This window comes from Mesorhizobium sp. CA6 (genome assembly GCF_020165035.1).
In the GTDB taxonomy this organism is placed as follows: domain Bacteria; phylum Pseudomonadota; class Alphaproteobacteria; order Rhizobiales; family Rhizobiaceae; genus Mesorhizobium.
Window position 1 is genome coordinate 300,768 of record NZ_JAIUHI010000004.1, and the last position, 20,181, is coordinate 320,948.

At 63.6% G+C, this 20,181-nt stretch carries 15 protein-coding genes; 7 read left to right on the forward strand and 8 right to left on the reverse strand.

Features of this window, described 5'->3' with window-relative positions; genetic code table 11:
* Positions 1-10 precede the first annotated feature (10 nt).
* Positions 11-565, reverse strand: a complete 555-nt coding sequence (gene rsmD / locus LB526_RS08135; protein WP_224544717.1) for a 16S rRNA (guanine(966)-N(2))-methyltransferase RsmD — start codon at positions 563-565, stop codon at positions 11-13.
* Positions 546-2,528: a pseudouridine synthase gene (locus tag LB526_RS08140; protein ID WP_224544716.1), complete on the reverse strand. Its 1,983-nt coding sequence runs from the start codon at positions 2,526-2,528 to the stop codon at positions 546-548. Before LB526_RS08140 ends, rsmD begins: the two co-directional genes overlap by 20 nt.
* A gap of 181 nt (positions 2,529-2,709) precedes the next feature.
* Between LB526_RS08140 and LB526_RS08145 the strand changes: the two genes are divergently transcribed.
* Positions 2,710-3,165 (forward strand): nucleoside deaminase, encoded by a 456-nt coding sequence (locus tag LB526_RS08145; protein WP_224544715.1) that lies wholly within the window; start codon positions 2,710-2,712, stop codon positions 3,163-3,165.
* A 43-nt stretch (positions 3,166-3,208) separates the two neighbouring features.
* Here LB526_RS08145 and LB526_RS08150 read toward each other — a convergent pair whose 3' ends face one another.
* From LB526_RS08150 to LB526_RS08165, 4 genes are all read right to left on the reverse strand, one after another.
* A complete protein-coding gene (locus LB526_RS08150) occupies positions 3,209-3,850 on the reverse strand; it encodes a hypothetical protein (protein ID WP_411967300.1) in 642 nt (213 codons plus the stop codon).
* A 283-nt stretch (positions 3,851-4,133) separates the two neighbouring features.
* Positions 4,134-7,097: an isoleucine--tRNA ligase gene (gene ileS / locus LB526_RS08155; protein ID WP_224627172.1), complete on the reverse strand. Its 2,964-nt coding sequence runs from the start codon at positions 7,095-7,097 to the stop codon at positions 4,134-4,136.
* A 307-nt stretch (positions 7,098-7,404) separates the two neighbouring features.
* Positions 7,405-8,202 (reverse strand): MipA/OmpV family protein, encoded by a 798-nt coding sequence (locus LB526_RS08160; RefSeq protein ID WP_224627174.1) that lies wholly within the window; start codon positions 8,200-8,202, stop codon positions 7,405-7,407.
* A gap of 120 nt (positions 8,203-8,322) precedes the next feature.
* Entirely contained in the window at positions 8,323-9,513 is a 1,191-nt protein-coding gene (locus tag LB526_RS08165) for a glycosyltransferase family 4 protein (RefSeq protein ID WP_411967269.1), read from the reverse strand.
* A gap of 84 nt (positions 9,514-9,597) precedes the next feature.
* Between LB526_RS08165 and LB526_RS08170 the strand changes: the two genes are divergently transcribed.
* The 4 genes from LB526_RS08170 (at position 9,598) to LB526_RS08185 (ending at position 13,842) form a co-directional block, all read left to right on the forward strand.
* Positions 9,598-10,599 (forward strand): hypothetical protein, encoded by a 1,002-nt coding sequence (locus LB526_RS08170; protein ID WP_224627178.1) that lies wholly within the window; start codon positions 9,598-9,600, stop codon positions 10,597-10,599.
* Between the two features lie 110 nt (positions 10,600-10,709).
* Positions 10,710-11,675, forward strand: a complete 966-nt coding sequence (locus LB526_RS08175; RefSeq protein ID WP_224627180.1) for a glycosyltransferase — start codon at positions 10,710-10,712, stop codon at positions 11,673-11,675.
* Positions 11,675-13,102: a glycosyltransferase family 4 protein gene (locus LB526_RS08180; RefSeq protein WP_224627182.1), complete on the forward strand. Its 1,428-nt coding sequence runs from the start codon at positions 11,675-11,677 to the stop codon at positions 13,100-13,102. The genes LB526_RS08175 and LB526_RS08180 overlap by 1 nt, the downstream gene beginning before the upstream one ends.
* 185 nt (positions 13,103-13,287) lie before the next feature.
* Positions 13,288-13,842 (forward strand): HdeD family acid-resistance protein, encoded by a 555-nt coding sequence (locus LB526_RS08185; RefSeq protein ID WP_224601569.1) that lies wholly within the window; start codon positions 13,288-13,290, stop codon positions 13,840-13,842.
* 15 nt (positions 13,843-13,857) lie between these two features.
* Here the strand turns inward: LB526_RS08185 and LB526_RS08190 are convergent, their stop codons facing one another.
* Together LB526_RS08190 and LB526_RS08195 are read right to left on the reverse strand one after the other, a co-directional pair.
* The gene (locus LB526_RS08190) at positions 13,858-14,841 is read right to left on the reverse strand and encodes a bifunctional riboflavin kinase/FAD synthetase (protein WP_224627183.1); all 984 of its coding nucleotides are present in this window, start codon (positions 14,839-14,841) and stop codon (positions 13,858-13,860) included.
* A 32-nt stretch (positions 14,842-14,873) separates the two neighbouring features.
* Positions 14,874-15,734, reverse strand: a complete 861-nt coding sequence (locus tag LB526_RS08195; RefSeq protein ID WP_224627185.1) for a TIGR01459 family HAD-type hydrolase — start codon at positions 15,732-15,734, stop codon at positions 14,874-14,876.
* A 307-nt stretch (positions 15,735-16,041) separates the two neighbouring features.
* On the opposite strand from LB526_RS08195, the gene LB526_RS08200 reads away from it, so the two are divergent.
* Together LB526_RS08200 and LB526_RS08205 are read left to right on the forward strand one after the other, a co-directional pair.
* A complete protein-coding gene (locus tag LB526_RS08200) occupies positions 16,042-17,931 on the forward strand; it encodes a pilus assembly protein (RefSeq protein WP_224627187.1) in 1,890 nt (629 codons plus the stop codon).
* 198 nt (positions 17,932-18,129) lie between these two features.
* Positions 18,130-20,103 (forward strand): TadE/TadG family type IV pilus assembly protein, encoded by a 1,974-nt coding sequence (locus tag LB526_RS08205; RefSeq protein WP_224627189.1) that lies wholly within the window; start codon positions 18,130-18,132, stop codon positions 20,101-20,103.
* Positions 20,104-20,181 lie beyond the last annotated feature (78 nt).

The window sequence follows — 20,181 nt, forward strand, 5'->3', positions numbered from 1 at the left end:
CGAGGCGAGGCTAGTTGGCCTCGACGAAGCGGATGACCGTTTCGCCGTAATTGCGCTCGTCCATCACGGAAAAACCGGCGCCCGGTTCGAACGCCGCCGAGGCAGCCTCCTCGACGACGCAGAGCGCGCCAGGCAGCAGCCAGCCGCCGGCCTTGGCCGAGCGCAGCGCGCGTTCGCCGAGCCCTTTGCCATAGGGCGGATCGGCGAAGACCAGGCCGAAGGGCGAGATCGTGCCGGCTTCGCCCAAATGAGCGGCGTCGCGACGAAAAATCTTGGTGCGGCCGGTGAGGCCATAGGCCTCGACATTCTCGCGGATCAGGCCTCGCCCTTCGGTCGATTCTTCGATGAAGACGCAGTAGGAAGCGCCGCGCGACAGCGCCTCAAGTCCGAGCGCGCCGGTGCCGGCGAAAAGGTCGAGCACGCGGCCGCCCTCGAGCTTTTCCGCGTAGCGATGCGCCAGGACGTTGAACACCGCCTCGCGGGTGCGGTCGGTGGTCGGGCGGATTGCGTTGCTTTTCGGCGTCGCCAGCGGACGCCCGCGGAATTCACCGCCGACGATCCGCATCGCCGCCCCTCTTCGGACCGCGCGGCCTGTCGCCGCCATCACCTTCAGGACGCTCGCCGCGAGGCTTGCCGAACGGCTTCGCGCCTGGCTTGCCCTTGCCGCCCGGCTTGTAGGATGCCTTGCGCGCCTTCGCCTCGGCGGCCTTGGCGGCATCGGCCTCCGCCCTGCCCTTGCCGATCGGGCGGGCGCCCGGCGCCATCCAGACATTGGCCTTGCGCTGGCCCGGCGGCTCGATCGGCCGCTGCTCGCGCTCGGATTTCTTGCCCCCAAACCGCGGCTTGTCGCCGAAACCGCCGCGGTCGGATTTCGGGCCGCGCTCGCCGAACGTCCGGTCCGGCCCAAATGCCCTGTCCGGCTTTGTCGAGAGCTTGCTCAGCGCCTCGTCGCGGCTGCCTTCGCGGCGCTTGCGCGCCTTGATCAGCCCGCCCTCGCCGATCGGCCGGTGGTCGCCGTCGCGCGTGAATTTCGGCCGGTCGGCCTCTTCCCGGCGAGGCCCGCCGCCGCGCACCGGCTTGTTGGAGAACGGCTTTTGGATCTCGGCATCGAAATTGGCGCCGGACTCCTCGATCAGCCGCTCGCCAAGCTGCTCGCGCAACACGCGGCCCTTGATCTCGAGCACATGGCCCTCCGGCAGATCCTCGAGCTGGAACGGCCCGTAGGAGATGCGGATCAGCCGCGTCACGTCGAGGCCAAGCGCGCCGAGGATGTTCTTCACCTCGCGGTTCTTGCCTTCGCGCAAGCCGAGCGTCAGCCACGCATTGGTGCCCTGCTCGCGATCGAGCGAAGCTTCGATCGAGCCGTAGAAGACGCCGTCGACGGCGATGCCTTCGCGCAGGCCGGCGAGCGCGCTCTCCTCGACCTTGCCGTGGACGCGCGCACGATAGCGCCGCAGCCAGCCGGTCGCCGGCAATTCGAGCACGCGCGACAGCCCGCCGTCATTGGTCAAGAGCAGCAGGCCCTCGGTGTTGATGTCGAGCCGGCCGATCGTCATCAGCCGCGGCAGATCCGGCGGCAGCACGTCGAAGACGGTCTTGCGGCCTTCCGGATCGCGGTTGGTGGTGACGACGCCCGCCGGCTTGTGGAACAGGAAGAGGCGCGTGCGCTCGATCGGGGGAATCTCGGTGCCGTCGAGATGAATGACATCGTTGGCGCCGACATTGAAGGCCGGCGAGTCCAGCACCTTGCCGTTCACCTTGACGCGGCCGGCGGCGATCAGCTCCTCGGCGTCGCGGCGCGAAGCGATGCCGGCGCGCGCCAGCCGCTTGGCGATGCGCTCGCCGCTTTCCGGCGCGGCTTCCGGGGGACGCGGCCGCGGCTTGAAGCCGCCTTCCGGCTTTCTTGCGGTGGCGTCGCGCGGCGGGCGATCGCTGAAGTCGCGCTTCGGCCGGTCGGCGAAGTCGCGTACCGGGCGATCACCGAATTCGCGCTTGGGACGGTCGAAACGTCTTTCTTCCCACTCACCGTCGGCGGCCACCGGCCGGTCGCCACGCGGTGTGTAAGGCTTGCGTGTCTTCTCGAAGGGCTTGCCGTCGCGTGGCGGACCTTTGCGGAAAGGCCTTTCGCCGCGCTCAGCGCCCTCGCCCGCTTCGCGTGGCTTGTAGCTGCGCTGGAAATCCCGGGCTGGGCGCTCGCCGTCGGCAGCCGTCGGCCGGGCGCCGCGCGGTGCGTAGGGCTTGCGGCCCTCGCGCTTCTCAAACGGCTTGCCTTCCGGACGCGGGCCTTTGCGGAAAGGCCTTTCGCCGCGCTCAGCGCCCTCGCCCGCTTCGCGTGGCTTGTAGCTGCGCTTGAAGTCGCGGCGTCCGCCGTCGACATCGCGGCGCTCGCCTTCGGCGGCCATAGGCCGCTCGCGCTTCACGAACGGTTTCTTGGGACCGAAGCTCGGCTTGCCGCCGCGGCCTCGCTGGTCCGCCGGTTTCGAGCCGCCTTTGCGAGGCCCGCGTGGAGATTTCTTGTCGTCGTTCATTACTTTGCTCGTCTTTGCCTGCTACGACGCCGCGCGCCCTTGCGGACGCCCAACGCAGGCAGTGTCATTCTTGATTTTGCGCATATGCCAGCGCGGCAAAAACCGATTCCGGTTTTCAAGGTCTCGCGCTAGATAACAGGATCGCTGTCGGGTGGCGAGGAGTAATCGGAATGGAGACCGCTTGAAACGACCGGATTTCATGGCCCTGGCGCTTGAAGAGGCCGAAGCGGCCGCCGGCCGCGGCGAAGTGCCGGTCGGAGCCGTGATCGCGAATGGCGGCACGGTGGTCGCGAAAGCCGGCAACCGCACGCGCGAATTCTCGGACCCGACCGCGCATGCCGAGATGCTGGCGATCCGCGAGGCCTGCCGGAAGCTCGCAAGCGAGCGTCTCACCGGCCACGATCTCTATGTGACGCTGGAGCCCTGCGCGATGTGCGCCGGCGCGATCTCCTTCGCCCGGCTGCGGCGGCTCTATTTCGGCGCCGCCGACGAGAAAGGCGGCTCGGTGATCAACGGCGTGCGCTTCTTCGCTTCGCCCACCTGCCACCACACCCCGGACATCTATCCGGGAATGGGCGAGAGCGACGCCGCCCTCATACTCAAGGACTTTTTTCGCGAGAGACGGGATGGTGGGTGAAGTGGAGTGAGTAGTGAGTAGTGAGTAGGTGACTACTGACTATTCAGAGCCCCAGCCAGTCGAACCAGCCGCCCTTCTTGCCTTCGGCCTGCGCCTTGAGACGGCGCTCCTTCTTGTACTCGTCCTCGCCGAGCTCGTTCTGCGGCGCGGTGGCGGCCGCCTGGCGATAGGCAAGCGGCGGCTCGCTCAGATATTTGCGAGTGGTCGGATCGCCCTGCTTCTGTTCGGCCAGCCGGCGCTGAACCTCGGCGCGGCGCGTGGCGCTGGAATCATCCGGCGACCAGCGCGGCGGGTGGCTGGAACCCGAATCCGCCATCGCCTTCTTCACCGCTTCGGGATCGGTCTGCACATCCTCGGCCGCTTCAGGCTGGTAGTTCGGATCGTTCTGGTGCGCGGTGGCGTCGGCGCGGATGCGGGCGCGGCGCGCCTCCGGCGATTCGGGCCAGTCGGCGCTCGCCGTCTGGATGCTCTGCTGCGGCGCCGGCAGATTTTCCTTCTGCCCGGGAGCGGGCTTCACCAGTTCAGGACGCGGCTTGTAGTCGATCGGATCGCGACGCTTCGGCGTGATCGCGGCAGCGCCGGAAACATCATCGAACAGCTGCGCGGCGGCGGTCTTGCCGGTCCCGTAGGTGGGCGAGCTCACGCAGCCGGACATTGCGATGGCCGATACCACAAGCGGCGCCATCAGCGCGGCGCGCGCAAACGTTCTGTCGGTCATGCCAAAAAGTCCCACTCTAACAGCCTTTCGGTCGCCACCGGCCAACGGCACGGTCCCCTTCTTCCCCGCACTTGCGATGGAAATCCGGCGACAATTTGTCTGCCGGAGTGTCGCGTGTTTACCTCAACCACTTATTAAGGGCAACGCGCGGGCGGCGATTGGCCGCCCGGCGTGCTACTTTTGCACTGGATCCCAAAACCGCTGCGCCCGCCCGGGTCAAGCCCGAGCGCATGCTTTTGGGCGACATGCGCTAAAACCGCCCAAGCGCCTTCAGCTCGTGCAGCACGGCCGCATCGCGGGCCGAAACGTCCGGGAATTCCGGGTCCTGGCCGACATCGGCGGTGTAGCGCCAGGAGCGCGCGCATTTGAGCAGACCGCGATCCTCGGCTTTCTCCACCACAACCGCCACGCCCTTGACGTCGTCGAGCGTGAAGGCGCCTTCCGGCGCCTTGCCGCGGCTGATGACGAGGTCGCTGGTGATCGCCATCTCGGCCATGTCGACATCGGCGATCGCCGCCTCCAGCGCGGCGTCGTCGATGGTGACCACCGGCACGGCCTCGAGCGAAGAACCGATCAGCTTCTCGGCGCGCGCGATCTCCAGCGCGGCGGTGACGACGCGGCGCACCTGTCTCACCTTGCGCCATTTCTCGGCCAGCGCCTCGTCGCGCCAGTTCTGCGGGATCGCCGGGAACTGATCGAGATGCACCGAGACAGCTTCCGGATGGCGGTCGAGCCAGGCTTCCTCGGTGGTGAAGGGCAGCATCGGCGCGAGCCATTTCACCAGGCATTCGAAGAGGTGGCGCACGACTTGCACGGCCGCCCTGCGGCGCAGGCTCGACGGTCCGTCGCAGTAAAGCGCGTCCTTGCGGATATCGAAATAGAAGGCCGAAAGCTCCACCACCATGAAGTCGAGCAGCGCACGGGTGATGCGCTTGAACTCGAACGCGTCGTAGCCCTGGCGCACCACCTCGTCCAGCTCCGACAGCCGGTGCAGCATCAGCCGCTCCAGTTCCGGCATGGCCTCGACCGGTACATCCTGGCCGTCGTCATGGGCAAGCGTGCCCAGCATCCAGCGGATCGTGTTTCTGAGCTTGCGGTAGGCGTCGATATTGGTCTGCAGCACGTTCTTGCCGAGGCGCTGGTCTTCCCAATAATCGGTCGTCACCACCCAGAGCCGCAGGATATCGGCGCCGGACTGTTTGATGACGTCCTGCGGCACGACGGTGTTGCCGAGCGACTTCGACATCTTGCGGCCTTCCTCATCCATGGTGAAGCCATGGGTGATGACCGTGTCGTAGGGCGCCCTGCCCCTGGTGCCGCAGCTTTCGAGCAGCGAGGAATGGAACCAGCCGCGATGCTGGTCCGAGCCTTCGAGATAGACGTCGGCCGGCCATTTGAGGTCCGGACGGTCTTCCAGCGTGAAGACATGCGTCGAGCCGGAATCGAACCAGACGTCGAGGATGTCCATCACCTGGTGCCATTTCGAGGCGTCGTGATTGCCAAGGAAGCGCGCCTTGGCGCCCTCGGCGAACCAGGCGTCGGCGCCTTCCTTCTCGAAAGCGTCCATGATGCGCCGGTTGACGGCTTCGTCCTTGAGCACATTGCCGTCCTCGTCGGCGAAGACGGCGATCGGCACGCCCCAGGCGCGCTGGCGCGACAGCACCCAGTCCGGGCGCTCCTCGATCATGGCGCGGATGCGGTTCTGGCCCGCCGCCGGCACGAAGCGCGTGTCGTCGATCGCCTTCAGCGCGCGGCTGCGCAGCGTCGTGCCGTCGCCCAGGTCCTTGTCCATATAGACGAACCATTGCGGCGTGTTGCGGAAGATGACCGGCTTCTTGGAGCGCCAGGAATGCGGATAGCTGTGCTTCAGCCGGCCGCGCGCGAAGAGCGCGTTGCGCTTGATCAGCTCGTCGATGACCGCCTGGTTGGCGTTGCCCTTCTTGCCGTTGTCGTCGATGACGCGCGCCGCACCACCTTCGCGTCCTGGGCCGAAGCCCGGCGCGTCCTTGGTGAAGAAGCCGGCATCGTCCACCGTGAAGGGCATCGTGGTGTCGACGCCTCGCGCCCGAAGGTCAGCGGCCGCCTCCATCCAAGCGTCGAAGTCCTCGCGGCCATGGCCGGGCGCGGTGTGCACGAAGCCGGTGCCGGCATCTTCGGTGACATGCTCGCCGGCAACCATCGGCACCGGGAACTCATAGCCGCCACCGAGGCCCTTGAAAGGATGCGAAAGCGTAAGCTTCCCAAGTTGTTCGGCCGAGACGCTGTGAAGCCTGTTGAACGTGACCTTGGCCTTGGCGGCGCATTCCTCGGCCAAGGCGTCTGCAAAGATCAGCTTCTCGCTGGGCTGCGGGCCAAAGGCGTTCTCCGCCGCCGTCACCTCATAGAGGCCATAGGCGATGCGCGGCGAATAGCTCACGGCGCGGTTGCCGGGGATGGTCCAGGGCGTGGTGGTCCAGATGACGACATGCGCCTCGACCAGATCGAGCGCGGCTTTTTCCAGCGCCGGCGCGGCGCCGGCGACCGGCTGGGCGAGGCTCGCGACCGGAAACTTCACCCAGACCGTGTCGCTCTCATAGTCCTGATATTCGACTTCGGCCTCGGCGAGCGCGGTGCGCTCGACCACGCTCCACATCACAGGCTTCGAGCCTCGGTAGAGCTGACCGGACATGGCGAATTTCAACAGCTCGCCGGCGATGCGCGACTCGGCATGGTAAGCCATGGTCGTATAGGGATTATCGAAATCGCCGATGACGCCGAGGCGCTGGAACTCGCCGCCCTGCACCTTGATCCAATGCTGGGCGAAGTCGCGGCATTCCCTGCGGAACTCGTTGACCGGCACCTCGTCCTTGTTCTTGCCCTTGGCGCGGTACTGCTCCTCGATCTTCCATTCGATCGGCAGGCCGTGGCAGTCCCAGCCCGGCACGTAGTTGGCGTCGTAGCCGCGCATCTGGAAGGAGCGGTTGATGACATCCTTGAGGATCTTGTTCAGCGCATGGCCGATATGGATGTTGCCGTTGGCGTAGGGCGGGCCGTCATGCAGCACGAATTTCTGTCGGCCGGCGGCCTCTTCGCGCAGCTTTCTGTAAAGGTCCATGTCCTGCCAGCGCTGGACCAGGCCAGGCTCCTTCTCGGGCAGGCCGGCGCGCATGGGAAAATCCGTCTGCGGCAAATAAAGCGTTTTGGAATAGTCGATCGTCTTAACGGTGTCGGTCATTGATCTGTCATCTCAGGGTACCCGACGACAAAAGTCGGGCGTTCAGGTCTTGCTTTGACGCATATCGTTTTCCCAAAAAAACGAAGCCACCTTCGAGCGATATGCGTTGATGTTCATGAAAAAACGCGAGGGGCGCGCGCGAAAACTCCCGGCGGCTCCAGCGGCGCTCAGGCCGCCCGGAACACCGGGCCCGTAATTCGTATCGCGATCGCGAAAAGGCGCGAAAAGCTCGTCATGGCGTGCCTTTTAGCGGATGGCGCGGCAGGAATAAAGCGCGGATTTCAAGGCATGAGGCCGCTTTCGCGACCTACATCGTGAAATTGAAGCGGTAAGTGGTCGAGACACCGAAGGTCCACTGGTTGCGGTCGCCCCGTTCCTTGACCAGGCTGGAATCGGCAGCCGGCCCCATCAGGCGCGAATATTCGGTGAAGACGCTCGCTGTCATCGGCTCGGTCACCTTCCAGGTGATCGCGCCGCCGAGGCCTGTCGACTTCACACCGCCGCCCGGATGGTACTCGCTCAAGCCCGAAGCCGCCGCTTCCTTGGCATTGACGCCGTAATAGGCATCGAAATAGTCCGATGAGGCGAAGGAAACGCGCGGACCGCCGGAAATGCGAACGGTCGGCGTGATGTCGTAGAAGGCGTCGGCCGCGATATCGGCGACGAAGCCGTTGTGGGAGCGGATGCCATGCCGCAGCTCGGCCCGCGCGCGCAGCCAGTCCAGCGGATAAAATTCGAAGAAGCCGCCCACCTCGCCGCCGAAGCGCACCGGATCGAGCCCCTTGAGCTCATCCTTGCTCTCGCGCGAGAATATGAACTTGCCGGTCAAGCCGGCGCGAACGGAACCGTCATCGATCAGCGCCAGCGAGATATTGTCGTTGCGCGAGGTGAAACGCGCCTCCGGACCGACCTTGCCGAGCGAAATGATCGGCTGGGCGCTGAGCATGTATTTCTTGCCGCCCTCGAAGTTCGGCGCGACCAGCGCTGTGGCGCCGAGCGTCAGATACCAGTCGCCGGATATCCAGCTGCCCTCGCCAGCCTGGGCGGAGGGCGCGGTGGACAGGCCCATGGCGACGGCCAGCGGAATCGTCCCGACAATACGCATCGTCACCCCTTACGCGAAACGCGCCGGCAGCACCACCTGCCAGCGCTCAAGCCATGCCGTGCGTTCGGTAAAATTTGACTTAAAGTCGTAACGTCGGAACCAGCGGAATCGACGGACGAATTAGGCGACACGCCGGGTGCGGCGAGACGTCTCTATCAGATCGCAGGCCGCTTCCAGTCCGCCGGTAAGCGGATTCGATGCCCCGTAGGCAAGAGCCGCCTTGTGCCATTGCGCGGGGACCGCCGGGTTGCCGGCCTTCAGGATTGCCTGCCGCCAGATTTCAGGATCGTCGCGGTTGGCCACCACCAGCCCCGCTCCGCTGGCTTCGACATATTTTGCATATCCGCAGGCGTCCGATGCGATGACGGGCAAGCCGTTTGCGAGTGCCTCGAGGATCACCGTGCCTGTATTTTCAAGACGAGCCGGATGCAGCATGAAATCGCTTGCAACCACAATCGCCGGAATGTCTTCCTGGATGCCCAGCAGGGTAACCCGTTCCGACATGCCGGATTTGGCAATCAGAGCGCGAAGTCGCGTTTCTTCCTCGCTGCCTTTTCGAAGACCGGCGATCAGCCAATGAATATCCGGGAACGGCTGAAGGCCCCTTACCGCCCGATCGAGACCCTTCACCTTCAATCTGTTGGCGATGGTCAAGGCAATGACGGATTTGCGGGGAAGCCCAAAACGATCGCGGATCTCATTGCGGTCGACAGTGAGCAGTTCCGGTCTGCGGCGTTTCGGATCGAGCGTCGGGCCGACGACGTGAATGCGCGATTCCTCGGTTCGCCAGAAGTCTCGGTAAAGCGCTGCCTGGTTTTCGCTGAGCGCAATGATCTGCACGGTGTTGCCAGGGGCAAAGATCATCGATTCGAGATTCTGCTGGCGCATGAAGCGGGGCGAAAACGGCCGCCACCATCCGAGCTTCGACACAAAATAGGGCGGATCGCCGGCATAGTAGATGTCCAGACCCGCCATCTTGTTGAAACCGACCACGCAGTCGAAGTCGCGCCTGGCCGTCAGCACCGACCTTCCCAGCGCATATTCGGTGCCCGGATTGGAGAGAACCCTTGCCGGCTGGATTTTTATCGTAGCCGAACTCTCGACATGACCGACCTGGCGCGTCGTCAGGATCGTCACGCTGTGGCCGCGCCCGACCAATCGGTCGCTGATATTGAGACAATCCCTCTGCAGACCCCCATTCATGAAGAGGGTAGAGATTGCGCAGCAGATTCTCATCGCGTTTTCCGGAGCGCCACCCCACCCCCAAGTCAGATCGGAGAGAGACCCCGGGTGCGCCCCAGACTTCCCCATTCAAACAAACACGCCGGGCGCTCAAATGTTGGTCGTGTTGAAAAGACGCATATGCTGTATATAGCCCGTTATCAAGAGACCTGGATGCTGTTGCATTCGAGCTTTTTCAAAAAACTCAATTGGAGCGCGCATGAAAATTCCACGGGGCGATCGTGGCTGCCAAGCCGGGTCCGACTGAAAGCCGCGGCGGCCGTGCCAAAGGCCCTGCGCGAATATGACTTGCGGCAATGGCTGAGGCTGCAGCCGCTGCTGCATGCCGTCAAGAGTGCCCGTTACCGGAAAATCGACCGAAGATTTCTGCGTCAGCCGCTCAAGAATGGCGACATCCAAGGGATCCGTGCCGCCGCCCGCGATCGCTATGTCCTGATTACCGTCGCTTTCGGCGATGCTCAGTGCCTGGAATTGCAGTTGCGGCTGACGAGACGATTCGTTCGCCATGATCTCCACATCGTTGCCGACAACAGCATCAGCGAAGCTTCCGCACGCGACAACAGGCAGGTATGCGCAACCCATGGCGCCGCGCATGTCAGGCTGCCGACCAATCCGTGGACCGCAAGAAGCCCGAGCCGGTCCCATGGCGCGGCGCTCAACTGGATGTGGCACAATATTCTGAAGCCTGCCGCGCCGACCGCGTTCGGATTCCTGGACCAGGATCTTTTCCCGACGCAGCCATGCGACCCTTTCGAGCCTCTTGAAGTTGCGCCGTTTCACGGCGACCTCCGCAGGGCAGGCTCGCGATGGTATTTGTGGGCCGGCTATTGCTTCTTCCGATTCGACGCCGTCGGCCGCAAGCCTCTCGATTTCGGGCTCGACTGGTTCGCCGGCCTCGACACCGGCGGAGCCAACTGGGAGGCGCTCTATCGGTATGTGGATCCGAGCACGGTTCCGCAACGGCCGATAACCGCATTCGCGGCCTTGCCGGGGGTTGAGCTCAGACGGGCCTATTGCGAATGGCGGGGAAGCTGGCTTCATGAAGTCGGCCTCGATGGCGACCTCTCGTTGAAGGCGAAAAAGCGTGAGGCGGTGCTGCGGCTGCTCGCGCCCGCGCTTGAGGTCCCGCTCGGATCGGCGCGACAAGGAAATTGACGGTCGACAGACCGAGGAAACTTTGGAATTGGAATTTTGAAGCCAGGCTGCCGACATCCGAGAATTCAACGGCCATTCGGTCGCGGCCGATCATCGCAAGGAAAGTTCCATTGCCGACAGTAAGCGTCATCATTCCGGTGCGAGACGGCGCGCAATATGTCGGCGAGGCGCTGCAAAGCATCCTGGACCAGGATCTGGCGGATATCGAAATCATCGTTGTCGACGACGGATCTTGCGACGACAGCGCCGCGATCGCGACATCGATCGGCAACCGTGATGGCCGCGTCAAAGTTGTCGCCAACCACGGCAAGGGGATCGTCGATGCGCTGAACATGGGGATTTCGCTCGCGCGGGCCCCTCTTGCCGCGCGCATGGATTGCGACGATATCTCGCTGTCCGACAGGTTGCGCCTGCAGGTGGCGTGTTTCCGGGCCGACGCCGATTTGCAGTTGCTCGGCACGGCGGGATTGCAGATCGACCGGGACGGAAACCCGTTGGGGCCGATAGACGTTCCGGCCGGCAACGACCAGTTGCGGGACGCGCTTGCCAGGTACAATCCGATGCTTCATCCGACGGTGATGTTCCGGACCGAGGCCGTCCGGCGCGCGGGAGGCTACCGTCGGGCGTTCACCTATGCCGAGGATTACGATCTTTGGCTGCGGCTTTCCGAGACCGGAAAACTGGCCAACATGGATGCGCAGCTCGTGAAGCTGAGAGCGCATCCGGGACAGGTATCGCGCATGAAGCAGGATCAGCAGAAGGCGGCAGCGGCCTTGGCCAGGCAGTCGGCGCTGCTGCGTCGCAATCGCGCCGAGCCGTTCGACACCAACGGCCAACCCGCCGAGGCCATCGCGAGCTTTCTGGCATCGCGCGCCGCCACCGGGGCCGGCATCTCCAGCCTGGAAAGACGCGACATCGAGTTGCTGTTGCGAACCGCGGGCATACCCATGGCCGTCACTTGCAAGCTGCTGTTCCTGGCGGCTGTCGGCGCCCCTTCCTTCAGGACGCTTGCGCTGGGACCTCGACTGGCCTGGCGCAGGATGATCTCGCGCCCTGCAAGAATTCGGCCCAGCTGATGCGGCTTGTCGTCGATCTCTCCAGCATGGTGCGCTGGCTCGGCCCCCCGGTCGGCCTGGTCCGCGTGCAACGCCACTACGCAGCCGCGGCGGCCGCATTCAAGGCCTCCGAGGTGGCATTCACGGTGTTCGACCCGATCGAGCGGGTGCTTAGACGGGTTTCGCTGACCATGGCGGCGGAGATCATCGCCGGCAACATTTCGTGCGACATGAGCTTTTACCCGGACCCTGCCCGCTTCAAGATGCGTTTTTACGATCGCTGGCCGAACTGGGCCCGGCGGTCGCTGATGGCGATCATCAGACCGCGCCGGATCCTGATAATGGAAATCGGCGCGTTCGGCCTGCGCAATCCCGGCAGCCCTTTGCTTCGTTTCCTCGAGCGGATCGAAAACCGGCTGATGAAGGAAACCGAGCGGCGGCAAGTCGCTGGCGTGGGCGGTTCACGCGCCCGGATCGTCCCGCTCAGGACCGTGGCCGGCAACAAATACGATCTTTCGCCCGGCGACCATCTGCTCCTGATGAACAACGACTGGGCGCATACCGATATCGAGATCATTTCGCGCGGGGCGCGCTTGGCCGGCGCAAAGCTGATCGTGCTGTTGAACGACATCATTCCGATCCAGTTTCCCGAATGGTACAAGCCGCACGATGTCAAGAGATTCACGGACTATGTGGATCTGGCGATGAGGCTGGCAGACCGTTTCATCCTGACCTCGAGGCGCGTCACCACCGATATCGAGGAATATGCCGCCAAGCGCGGCGTCCACCTGCCGCAGCTGGAGCATGTCCCTCTCGGCTGCGACAGTGCCCGCAAATCGAAGGCGGACGGCCGCCTGCCGGATGGGCTCGAGACGGATCGCTACGTCGTCTTCGTTTCCACCATCGAACCGCGCAAGAACCACTCGCTGCTCATGGATGTCTGGACGCGCCTCGTCCTGGACGGAACAGTCGCGCGTAGCGGCATGAAGCTGGTTTTCGTCGGCCGCAGCGGCTGGATGGTCGACGGCATCCTGGCCAAGCTTCGCGGCCATCCTGCCTACGGCAAGAGCCTCGTTCATCTCGACAACGTCGATGACGGTACGCTGTCCCTTCTTTACCGCAACAGCGCGTTCTGCGTGTACCCGTCGCTCTATGAGGGATACGGGCTGCCGCCCGTCGAGGCGCTGGCCTACGGCAAGGCGCTGATCGCCTCGACGGGCGGAGCCATTGCCGAAGTAGTCGGTTCGTCGGGACTCTGCCTTGATCCGCTCGACGTCGAAGCATGGGAAAACGCGATGCGGGAGTGGATCACTTCGCCCGCGGCCCGTGCTCCGTACGAAGCGAAGGCCACAGATTTCGTGGCGCGAAGCTGGGGGCAGGCCGGCCGGGAGACGCTGGAGGCGACGCTGGCGCCCTTCCCGGACGAAATCCAGCCGCCGCCAGGTTGACGATCTCTGCACGCCCGCCGATCGCGGTCATCCGGCCGACGCCGGCCAAGTCGGTTCGTCGGCAAATGGCGGCCTGACGAAGGCGGCGCTTCGCACGCGCCGCGCTGCTCGCTGGACGCTCAAGTTCATCGGGACTACCTTCCTTTCACCCGCAAGCGGCGCGGCGACATCGGAGGGAAAAGATCATGACCTTGCAAGGCGATGCTCTGAAAGACGCGATCGGCCAGACGCGGGACAAATGGGGATGGTTCGTGGCGCTCGGCGTGTTGCTGCTGATCTTCGGCGGCATCGCTTTCGGCAATCTGTTCATCGCCACCGTCGCCTCCGTCTATGTCGTCGGCTGGCTGATGCTGATGGCGGGTATCATCGAGATCATCCACGCCTTCGGGGTCAAGACCTGGGGACGTTTCTTCTACTGGCTGCTGAGCGGCCTGCTCTACGCCGTCGCCGGCTTCTTCGCCTTCGACAACCCGTTGCTCGCCTCGGCGGTGCTGACGCTGCTATTGGCCATCGCGCTCGTCGCTTCGGGGCTTTTGCGGTCCTGGGTGGCCTTCCATCATCGGCCGCAGCAAGGCTGGGGATGGCTGCTGGCGGCCGGCATCATCACCATTCTGCTCGGCCTGATGATCGCCATGGGCTGGCCGGTGAACAGCCTTTGGGTTCTTGGCATCTTCCTGGCGATCGACCTGGTGTTCCAGGGATGGAGCTTCATCGCCATCGGGCTCGCCTTGAAGCGATAGAAACAACAGGACGACCTAGAACGCGATTTCGGCATCCAGTTGCGAGAGCGGGCGCACGCCCTTGAGCAGCGCTCTCGCCTCGGCCTCGTCTTGTTTCATCTGCGCCACCAGCGCGTCGAGACCATCGAATTTGAGCTCCGGCCGCAGGAAGCCGAAGAACGACACCTGGCAGGTCTCGCCATAAAGATCGCCGGAAAAATCGAAGACGTAGGTTTCAAGCAGCGGCACGCCATTGTCGTCGACGGTGGGACGCCGGCCGAAGCTGGCGACCCCGTCATGAAGCGCGCCGTCGGCGCGACGGAAGCGGACGGCATAAATCCCCTCCTTCAAGGCCGCTTCCGGCGAAAGCCGCATATTGGCGGTCGGGAAGCCGAGAGTGCGGCCAAGCCGCTGACCGCCGATCACCTCAGTCTCGACGGTGAAACGGTAGCCGAGCAGGCCGGCGGCCTCCTCCACCTTGCCTTCGGCGAGCAGGTCCCGGATGCGGCTCGACGAAACCACCTCCGCGCCTTCATCGCGGAAGGCGTCGACCAGCGTCACGCCGAAGCCGTGCCGTTCGCCGGCCGCCATCAGAAAGGCCGGCCCGCCCTGGCGGTCCTTGCCGAAATGGAAGTCGAAACCCGTGACGGCGTGGCGGATGCCGAGGTTCTTCTCCAGCACATCGGTCACGAAAGCCTCGGGCGAGAGCGAGGCAAAATCGGGCGTGAACGGCTGCTCGACCAAAGCGGCAAAGCCAAGCCCGGCGAGCAGCCGCGCCTTCATCGGCGGCGGCGTCAGCACGAAGAGCGGCACCTGTGGCCGGAACACCTTGCGCGGGTGCGGCTCGAAGGTGAGCACCAAAGCGGGCACGCCATTGCGGGTTGCTTCGCTCAGCGCGCGCTCCAGGACGGACTGATGGCCGCGATGGACACCGTCGAAATTACCGATCGCCACGACGCCGCCGCGCAGATGCGCGGGCAGCGGCGCGACAGCCGAAAGACGTTGGAAGTCTTGGTTCATGTCGAGGCGCCCGTCATGGCCACACCACCAAACTATTGCAGACGCGCAATGACGGCGACCGGCCGGTAGCCGTGCTTTTCAAGGAAGCCGGCGAGCCTTTCAGGATCGGGGCGGAGCGGATCGCCGTAGTCGCGAGCGTGGATGCCGCCCGAGACATAGAGCACGTCAAAGCCGTTGTGGGCCGCGCCCTTGACGTCGGTCATCATGCCGTCGCCGATGGCGAGGACCTCGCTGCGCTCGACGGCGCGGCCAAGAAGGCCGGCGACCTCTTTCATGGCGACATCATAGATCGGCGCGAAGGGCTTGCCGGCAATCAACGTACGGCCACCCAGCTGCGCGTAATCTCGCGCGAGCGCGCCGGCGCACCAGATGGTGCGCTCGCCGCGCTCCACCAGGATATCGGGATTGGCGCAAATGAACGGCAGATTGCGGGCACGCAGCCGCTGCAGCATTTCCGCATAGTCGGCGGGCTTCTCGACCTCGTCGTCATAGAGGCCGGTGCAGACGATGCCGGAGGCCTCGAATTCCTCGACGAGATCGACGTCGAGCCCATCATAAAGGGTGAAATCGCGCGCGGGACCGATGTGAAAGATCTTCCTCGGTCCTTCGGCGATCAGGTCGCGGGTCACGTCGCCCGAAGTGACGACGCGGTCAAAGGTGTCGGCCGGTACCCCGATCACCTTCATCTGGGCGACGACGTCGGCGCTGCGACGCGGCGAATTGGTGATGAGCACGACAGGCACATTCGCCGCGCGCGCCCTTGCAAGCGCCGCGGCAGCGGCCGGAAAGTGCCATTCACCATTGTGCACGACGCCCCATACGTCGCACAGTATGGCGGCGTAGCGCCCCGCAAGATCGTCGAGCGAAGCGATGATGTCAGGCGAATCCGCCATGCCGTGTCCCTGATTTCGATCCTGACAAGACCGCGACAGCCACTCATCAGTTCAGAGGACGCCACGGCCGATCCCGCATAACCGAAGCGCTTCATCCTGTCACCAGCTTTCCGGCATCGGCCTTCGACGGCGCGTCGGTGCACAGGGTTAATGCCTTGTCAAACGACCGTGCGGTCTTGACGCTTCCGAGGGAGCTAAAATTTAACGATTCTTGGATCATGCTAAACGAGAAACTATAGGATCCTGGCGGGGGCTAAGGGCATTGATCCGCAAATTCCTACGCGACAGACGAGGCAACTATGCCTTGATGACGGCCGTCACCATGATACCGCTGATGGGCGGTGTGGCGCTTGCGGTCGACTATACCGAGCTCATAAGGGAGCGGCAGGAGACGCTGAACGCGCTGGACGCCGCCGGCATCGCAACGGCACAGCAGATCGTCGCCGGCGCCACCGACGCCGAAGCCAAGGCCTATGCCAAGACATTTTTCGAGGCCAATCTGAGGCACGTCCTTCCGGCGAACACGACGCTGACGGTCACCTTGCCCAACAACAATGCGGGCGGCGGCACGCTGGTGCTCGAAGCCGCCCTGAAGTACCAACCTTACTTCCTGCCGGCCGCGGTCGCATTGCTTGGCGGAACGCCGGGCCAGACGAACGTCAACTTCTCGGCCAGATCTGAAATCCGCCTTAAGAACACGCTGGAAGTGTCGCTGGTGCTCGACAATTCTGGCTCGATGGCCGAACTCGGCCACGGCTCGAATCAAGTACGTTTCGACCTTCTGAAGAGTGCCGCCAAGCAGCTTGTCGACCAGTTGTCGGGGCAAGCGCAGCTGATGAAGCAGATTTCCAAGCCGGTTCAGTTCAGCCTGGTTCCGTTCGCCGCCTCGGTGAATATAGGCCCGGCCAACTCGACGGCGGCGTGGATGGATCAGGATGGCATCTCGCCCATCCAGCACGAGAATTTCGACTGGACAACGATGACCCAGGGGAATTCGCCCTGGCCCCAGAGATATGTCGAGAAGGTCGGCAGCATCTGGTATGCGCGCGGCACCGATTGGGATCCCACCCAAAAAGACAAGCCGCTGACGCGCTTCTCGCTCTACAAATGGATGCAGCGAATTTCGGCTTGCACCAAAGATTCGAACAATGTTTGCACGTCCAACATAACCTACGCGCCGATCGCGAGCTGGAGCGGCTGCGTCGAGTCGCGCCCCTATCCGTACAATATCCAGGATACGGCCGCCTCGACCTCCACACCGGCGACGTTGTTCGTGCCGATGTTCGCGCCTGACGAGACCGACTATACCGACGGCTACTCCCGGCCCGCAAACAACAACTGGCATCTCGACGTGACGTCCAGCAGCGACAGCCCGACACCGACGCGACAGAAATACATGCCGAAATATTTCAACTACGGCAACAAGGTCACCCCCGCCTACGGCAACAATGCCGGCCCGAACACCAGTTGCAGCACGACCGCGATCACGCCGCTGACCGATGTCTCCACCTCTGCCGGCGCCACCACGGTCAAGAACGCGATCGACGCCATGGTCGATGTCGGCGCCACCAACGTGCCGGAAGGTATGGCCTGGGGCTGGCGGACGCTTTCCAGCACCGCGCCCTTCACCGAGGGACGCCCGGAAACACAAAAAGGCAACGACAAGGTTCTGATTGTGCTGACCGACGGGGCCAATACCTATTACACGCCGGATTCGGTGAGTGCCCAGTCGTACTCCGGCACTTACTACAGGAGCGGCGGCAACGATCTTTCCGGCAACAAGGCCATCTATTCCGCGCTTGGATATCTTGCCTACGGCAGCCAGACCAAGCCGTTCGGAAGCACCTACACCTATGGCCGGCCATTCCTCGGCACCAGCATCAATGTCAGCAAGAGCGATTATTCGAACGCCAACTACACCAAGGCCATGAGCGAGCATCTGGCAACGCTATGCGACAACGCCAAGGCGGCCAACATCATCGTTATGACCATCGCGCTCGATCTCGACTCCACCAACACGGCCGAAGCTGCGCAGATGAACGCCTTGAAGACCTGCTCGTCGGACTCGCGTTTCCGGAAAGATCCGGCCGACCCGAGCAAGCCTCAGAAATTGTTCTGGAATTCGACTGGCGCGTCACTGTCGGACGACTTCAAGGAAATCGGCAACGAATTGTCAAACCTGCGCATCGTCAGCTGATCTGCTCGAACAAGCGATCGATGACGCCCGCCCTCCAGGCGGGCGTTTTCATCGTGCAGAGCACCACCAGAAATGATTTGGTTAGCGACTGGTGAAGCCGCCGTTAAGCAATCGAGCGGTTTGCCAAACCGGTCCTTCAGCGTTTTGTGGAAGTGTGGCCCGACAGAGAATCCGCCGGCGGGGGGCCGCTCGAGAAAAATGCGCAAATTCTGGCATCAATTCTGCCGTGACCGCCGCGGCAACTATGCGCTCATGACCGCAATCGCCATGGTGCCGCTGATGGGAGCAGTGGCGATGGCGGTCGATTTCAGCGAGCTCAACCGCCAGAAGCAGATGGTGCTCAACGCGCTCGACGCCGCCAATTTCGCCGCGGCGCGGCGGCTTGCCGAAGGCGCCACGGATGACCAGATCAGAGCCTATGCGGTCGACTTCTTCAACGCCAACCTGAACAACATCGACCCCGCCGACATCTCGCTCAACATCACGCTGCCCACCAGCCAGGCCGGCGGCGGTCTGCTCACGATGAGCGCGACGCTGAACTATCACCCTTATTTCTACCCGTCCTCCTCGCTGCTCGTCGGCGCATCCACGGTCGATGCGAACAAGTCGATCAACCTTGCCATGGACTCCCAGGTGCGGCTGAAGAACACGCTGGAAGTGGCGATGGTGCTCGACAATTCAGGCTCCATGACAACGCCCGGCACAGGCACGGGACAGAAGCGCATCGACCTGCTCAAGCAGGCGGCCAAGCAGCTCGTCGACACGCTGGGGCAGCAGGCAGCGCAGATCAAGCAGATCGACAAGCCGGTCCAGTTCAGCCTCGTGCCGTTCGCGGCATCGGTCAATGTCGGGCCGAACAACGACAACGCCTCCTGGATGGACACCTACGGGCTGTCGCCAATCGCCAACGAGAATTTCGATTGGTCGACGCTGAACGCTCCCGCCAAATACGCTCAGAAAATCAACGGCATCTGGTATAAAAAGGGTACCGGCTGGGGCGCGGAGGAAGGGCAGATACTGACCCGTTTCGAGCTCTATCGGGATATGAAGGTCGTCACCAGCCACGAACGCATCGCCGGCAGCAAGCGCGTCGTCTGTGACAAGTACCGTTCCAATCATACCTGCTCGGATAGCCACGACGAATACGACTACAACGACACCTATGGGCCGTTCGCCAGTTGGCAGGGTTGCGTGGAAGTGCGGCCCTATCCCTACAATATCAACGACACGCCGGCCTCCGGCGGGCCTAACAACACGGGCATCGGCGTCGGCGATCCGGCGACCATGTTCGTGCCGATGTTCGCGCCCGACGAGCCCGGCAACCATTGGTATGTCACACAGGATCCTGACGAACCGAGGCCGGTGACCTATGGCGCCGCCAACAGCTGGTGGAACGACGATCCGTCGAGCACCACCGGCAAGACCAGGCAGTCCAATATGGCCAAATACTTCATGCCACGGCCGATCAATGCTCCGGTATTGAGCCCGGGCGCCGGGCCGAATTACAGCTGCACCACCACACCGATCACGCCGCTCACCGACGTCACCCAAACAGATGGGCTTGCCGCCATCAAGACGGCGATCGACCTGATGCAGCCCAACGGCAACACCAATGTGCCCGAAGGCATGGCCTGGGGCTGGCGCACGGTTTCGAGCGCCGAACCCTTCACCGAAGGCCGTCCGGAATCCGAGCGCGGCAACGACAAGGTCGTCATCGTGCTCACCGACGGCGAGAACACCTATTCGACGGTTAGTTCCGATCCGGCCGGCAACAAGTCGACCTATGCCGCCTACGGCTATACCGGCGTCGGCTATAACGGCACATCGGTCACCCGCCTGTTCGGCGGCACGTCGAGCGCCATCGGCCAGTTCAACTATTCGTCGAGCAACTACACCGCCGCGATGAACGAGCAGATGGCGAAGCTGTGCGACAATGCCAAGGCGGCCAACATCATGGTGATGACGGTGGCGCTCGACATGTCGTCTATCAGTTCAAGCGACCAGAAGGCGATGGCCGCGCTGAAGGCCTGCTCTTCCGATTCCCGCTTCCGCAAGGATCCGACCGATCCCAGCAAACCGGCCAAGCTGTTCTGGAACGCCACTGGGGCGACGCTCTCCGACAACTTCAAGGAGATTGCCAACGAGCTGTCGAATTTGCGCGTGGTTGGGTAGCGGGAGCCAGCGCTGAAGCTGCCAATCTCCCCCCTTGCGGGGGAGATGCCTGGCAAGGCAGAGGGGGCTGCTGTCCCG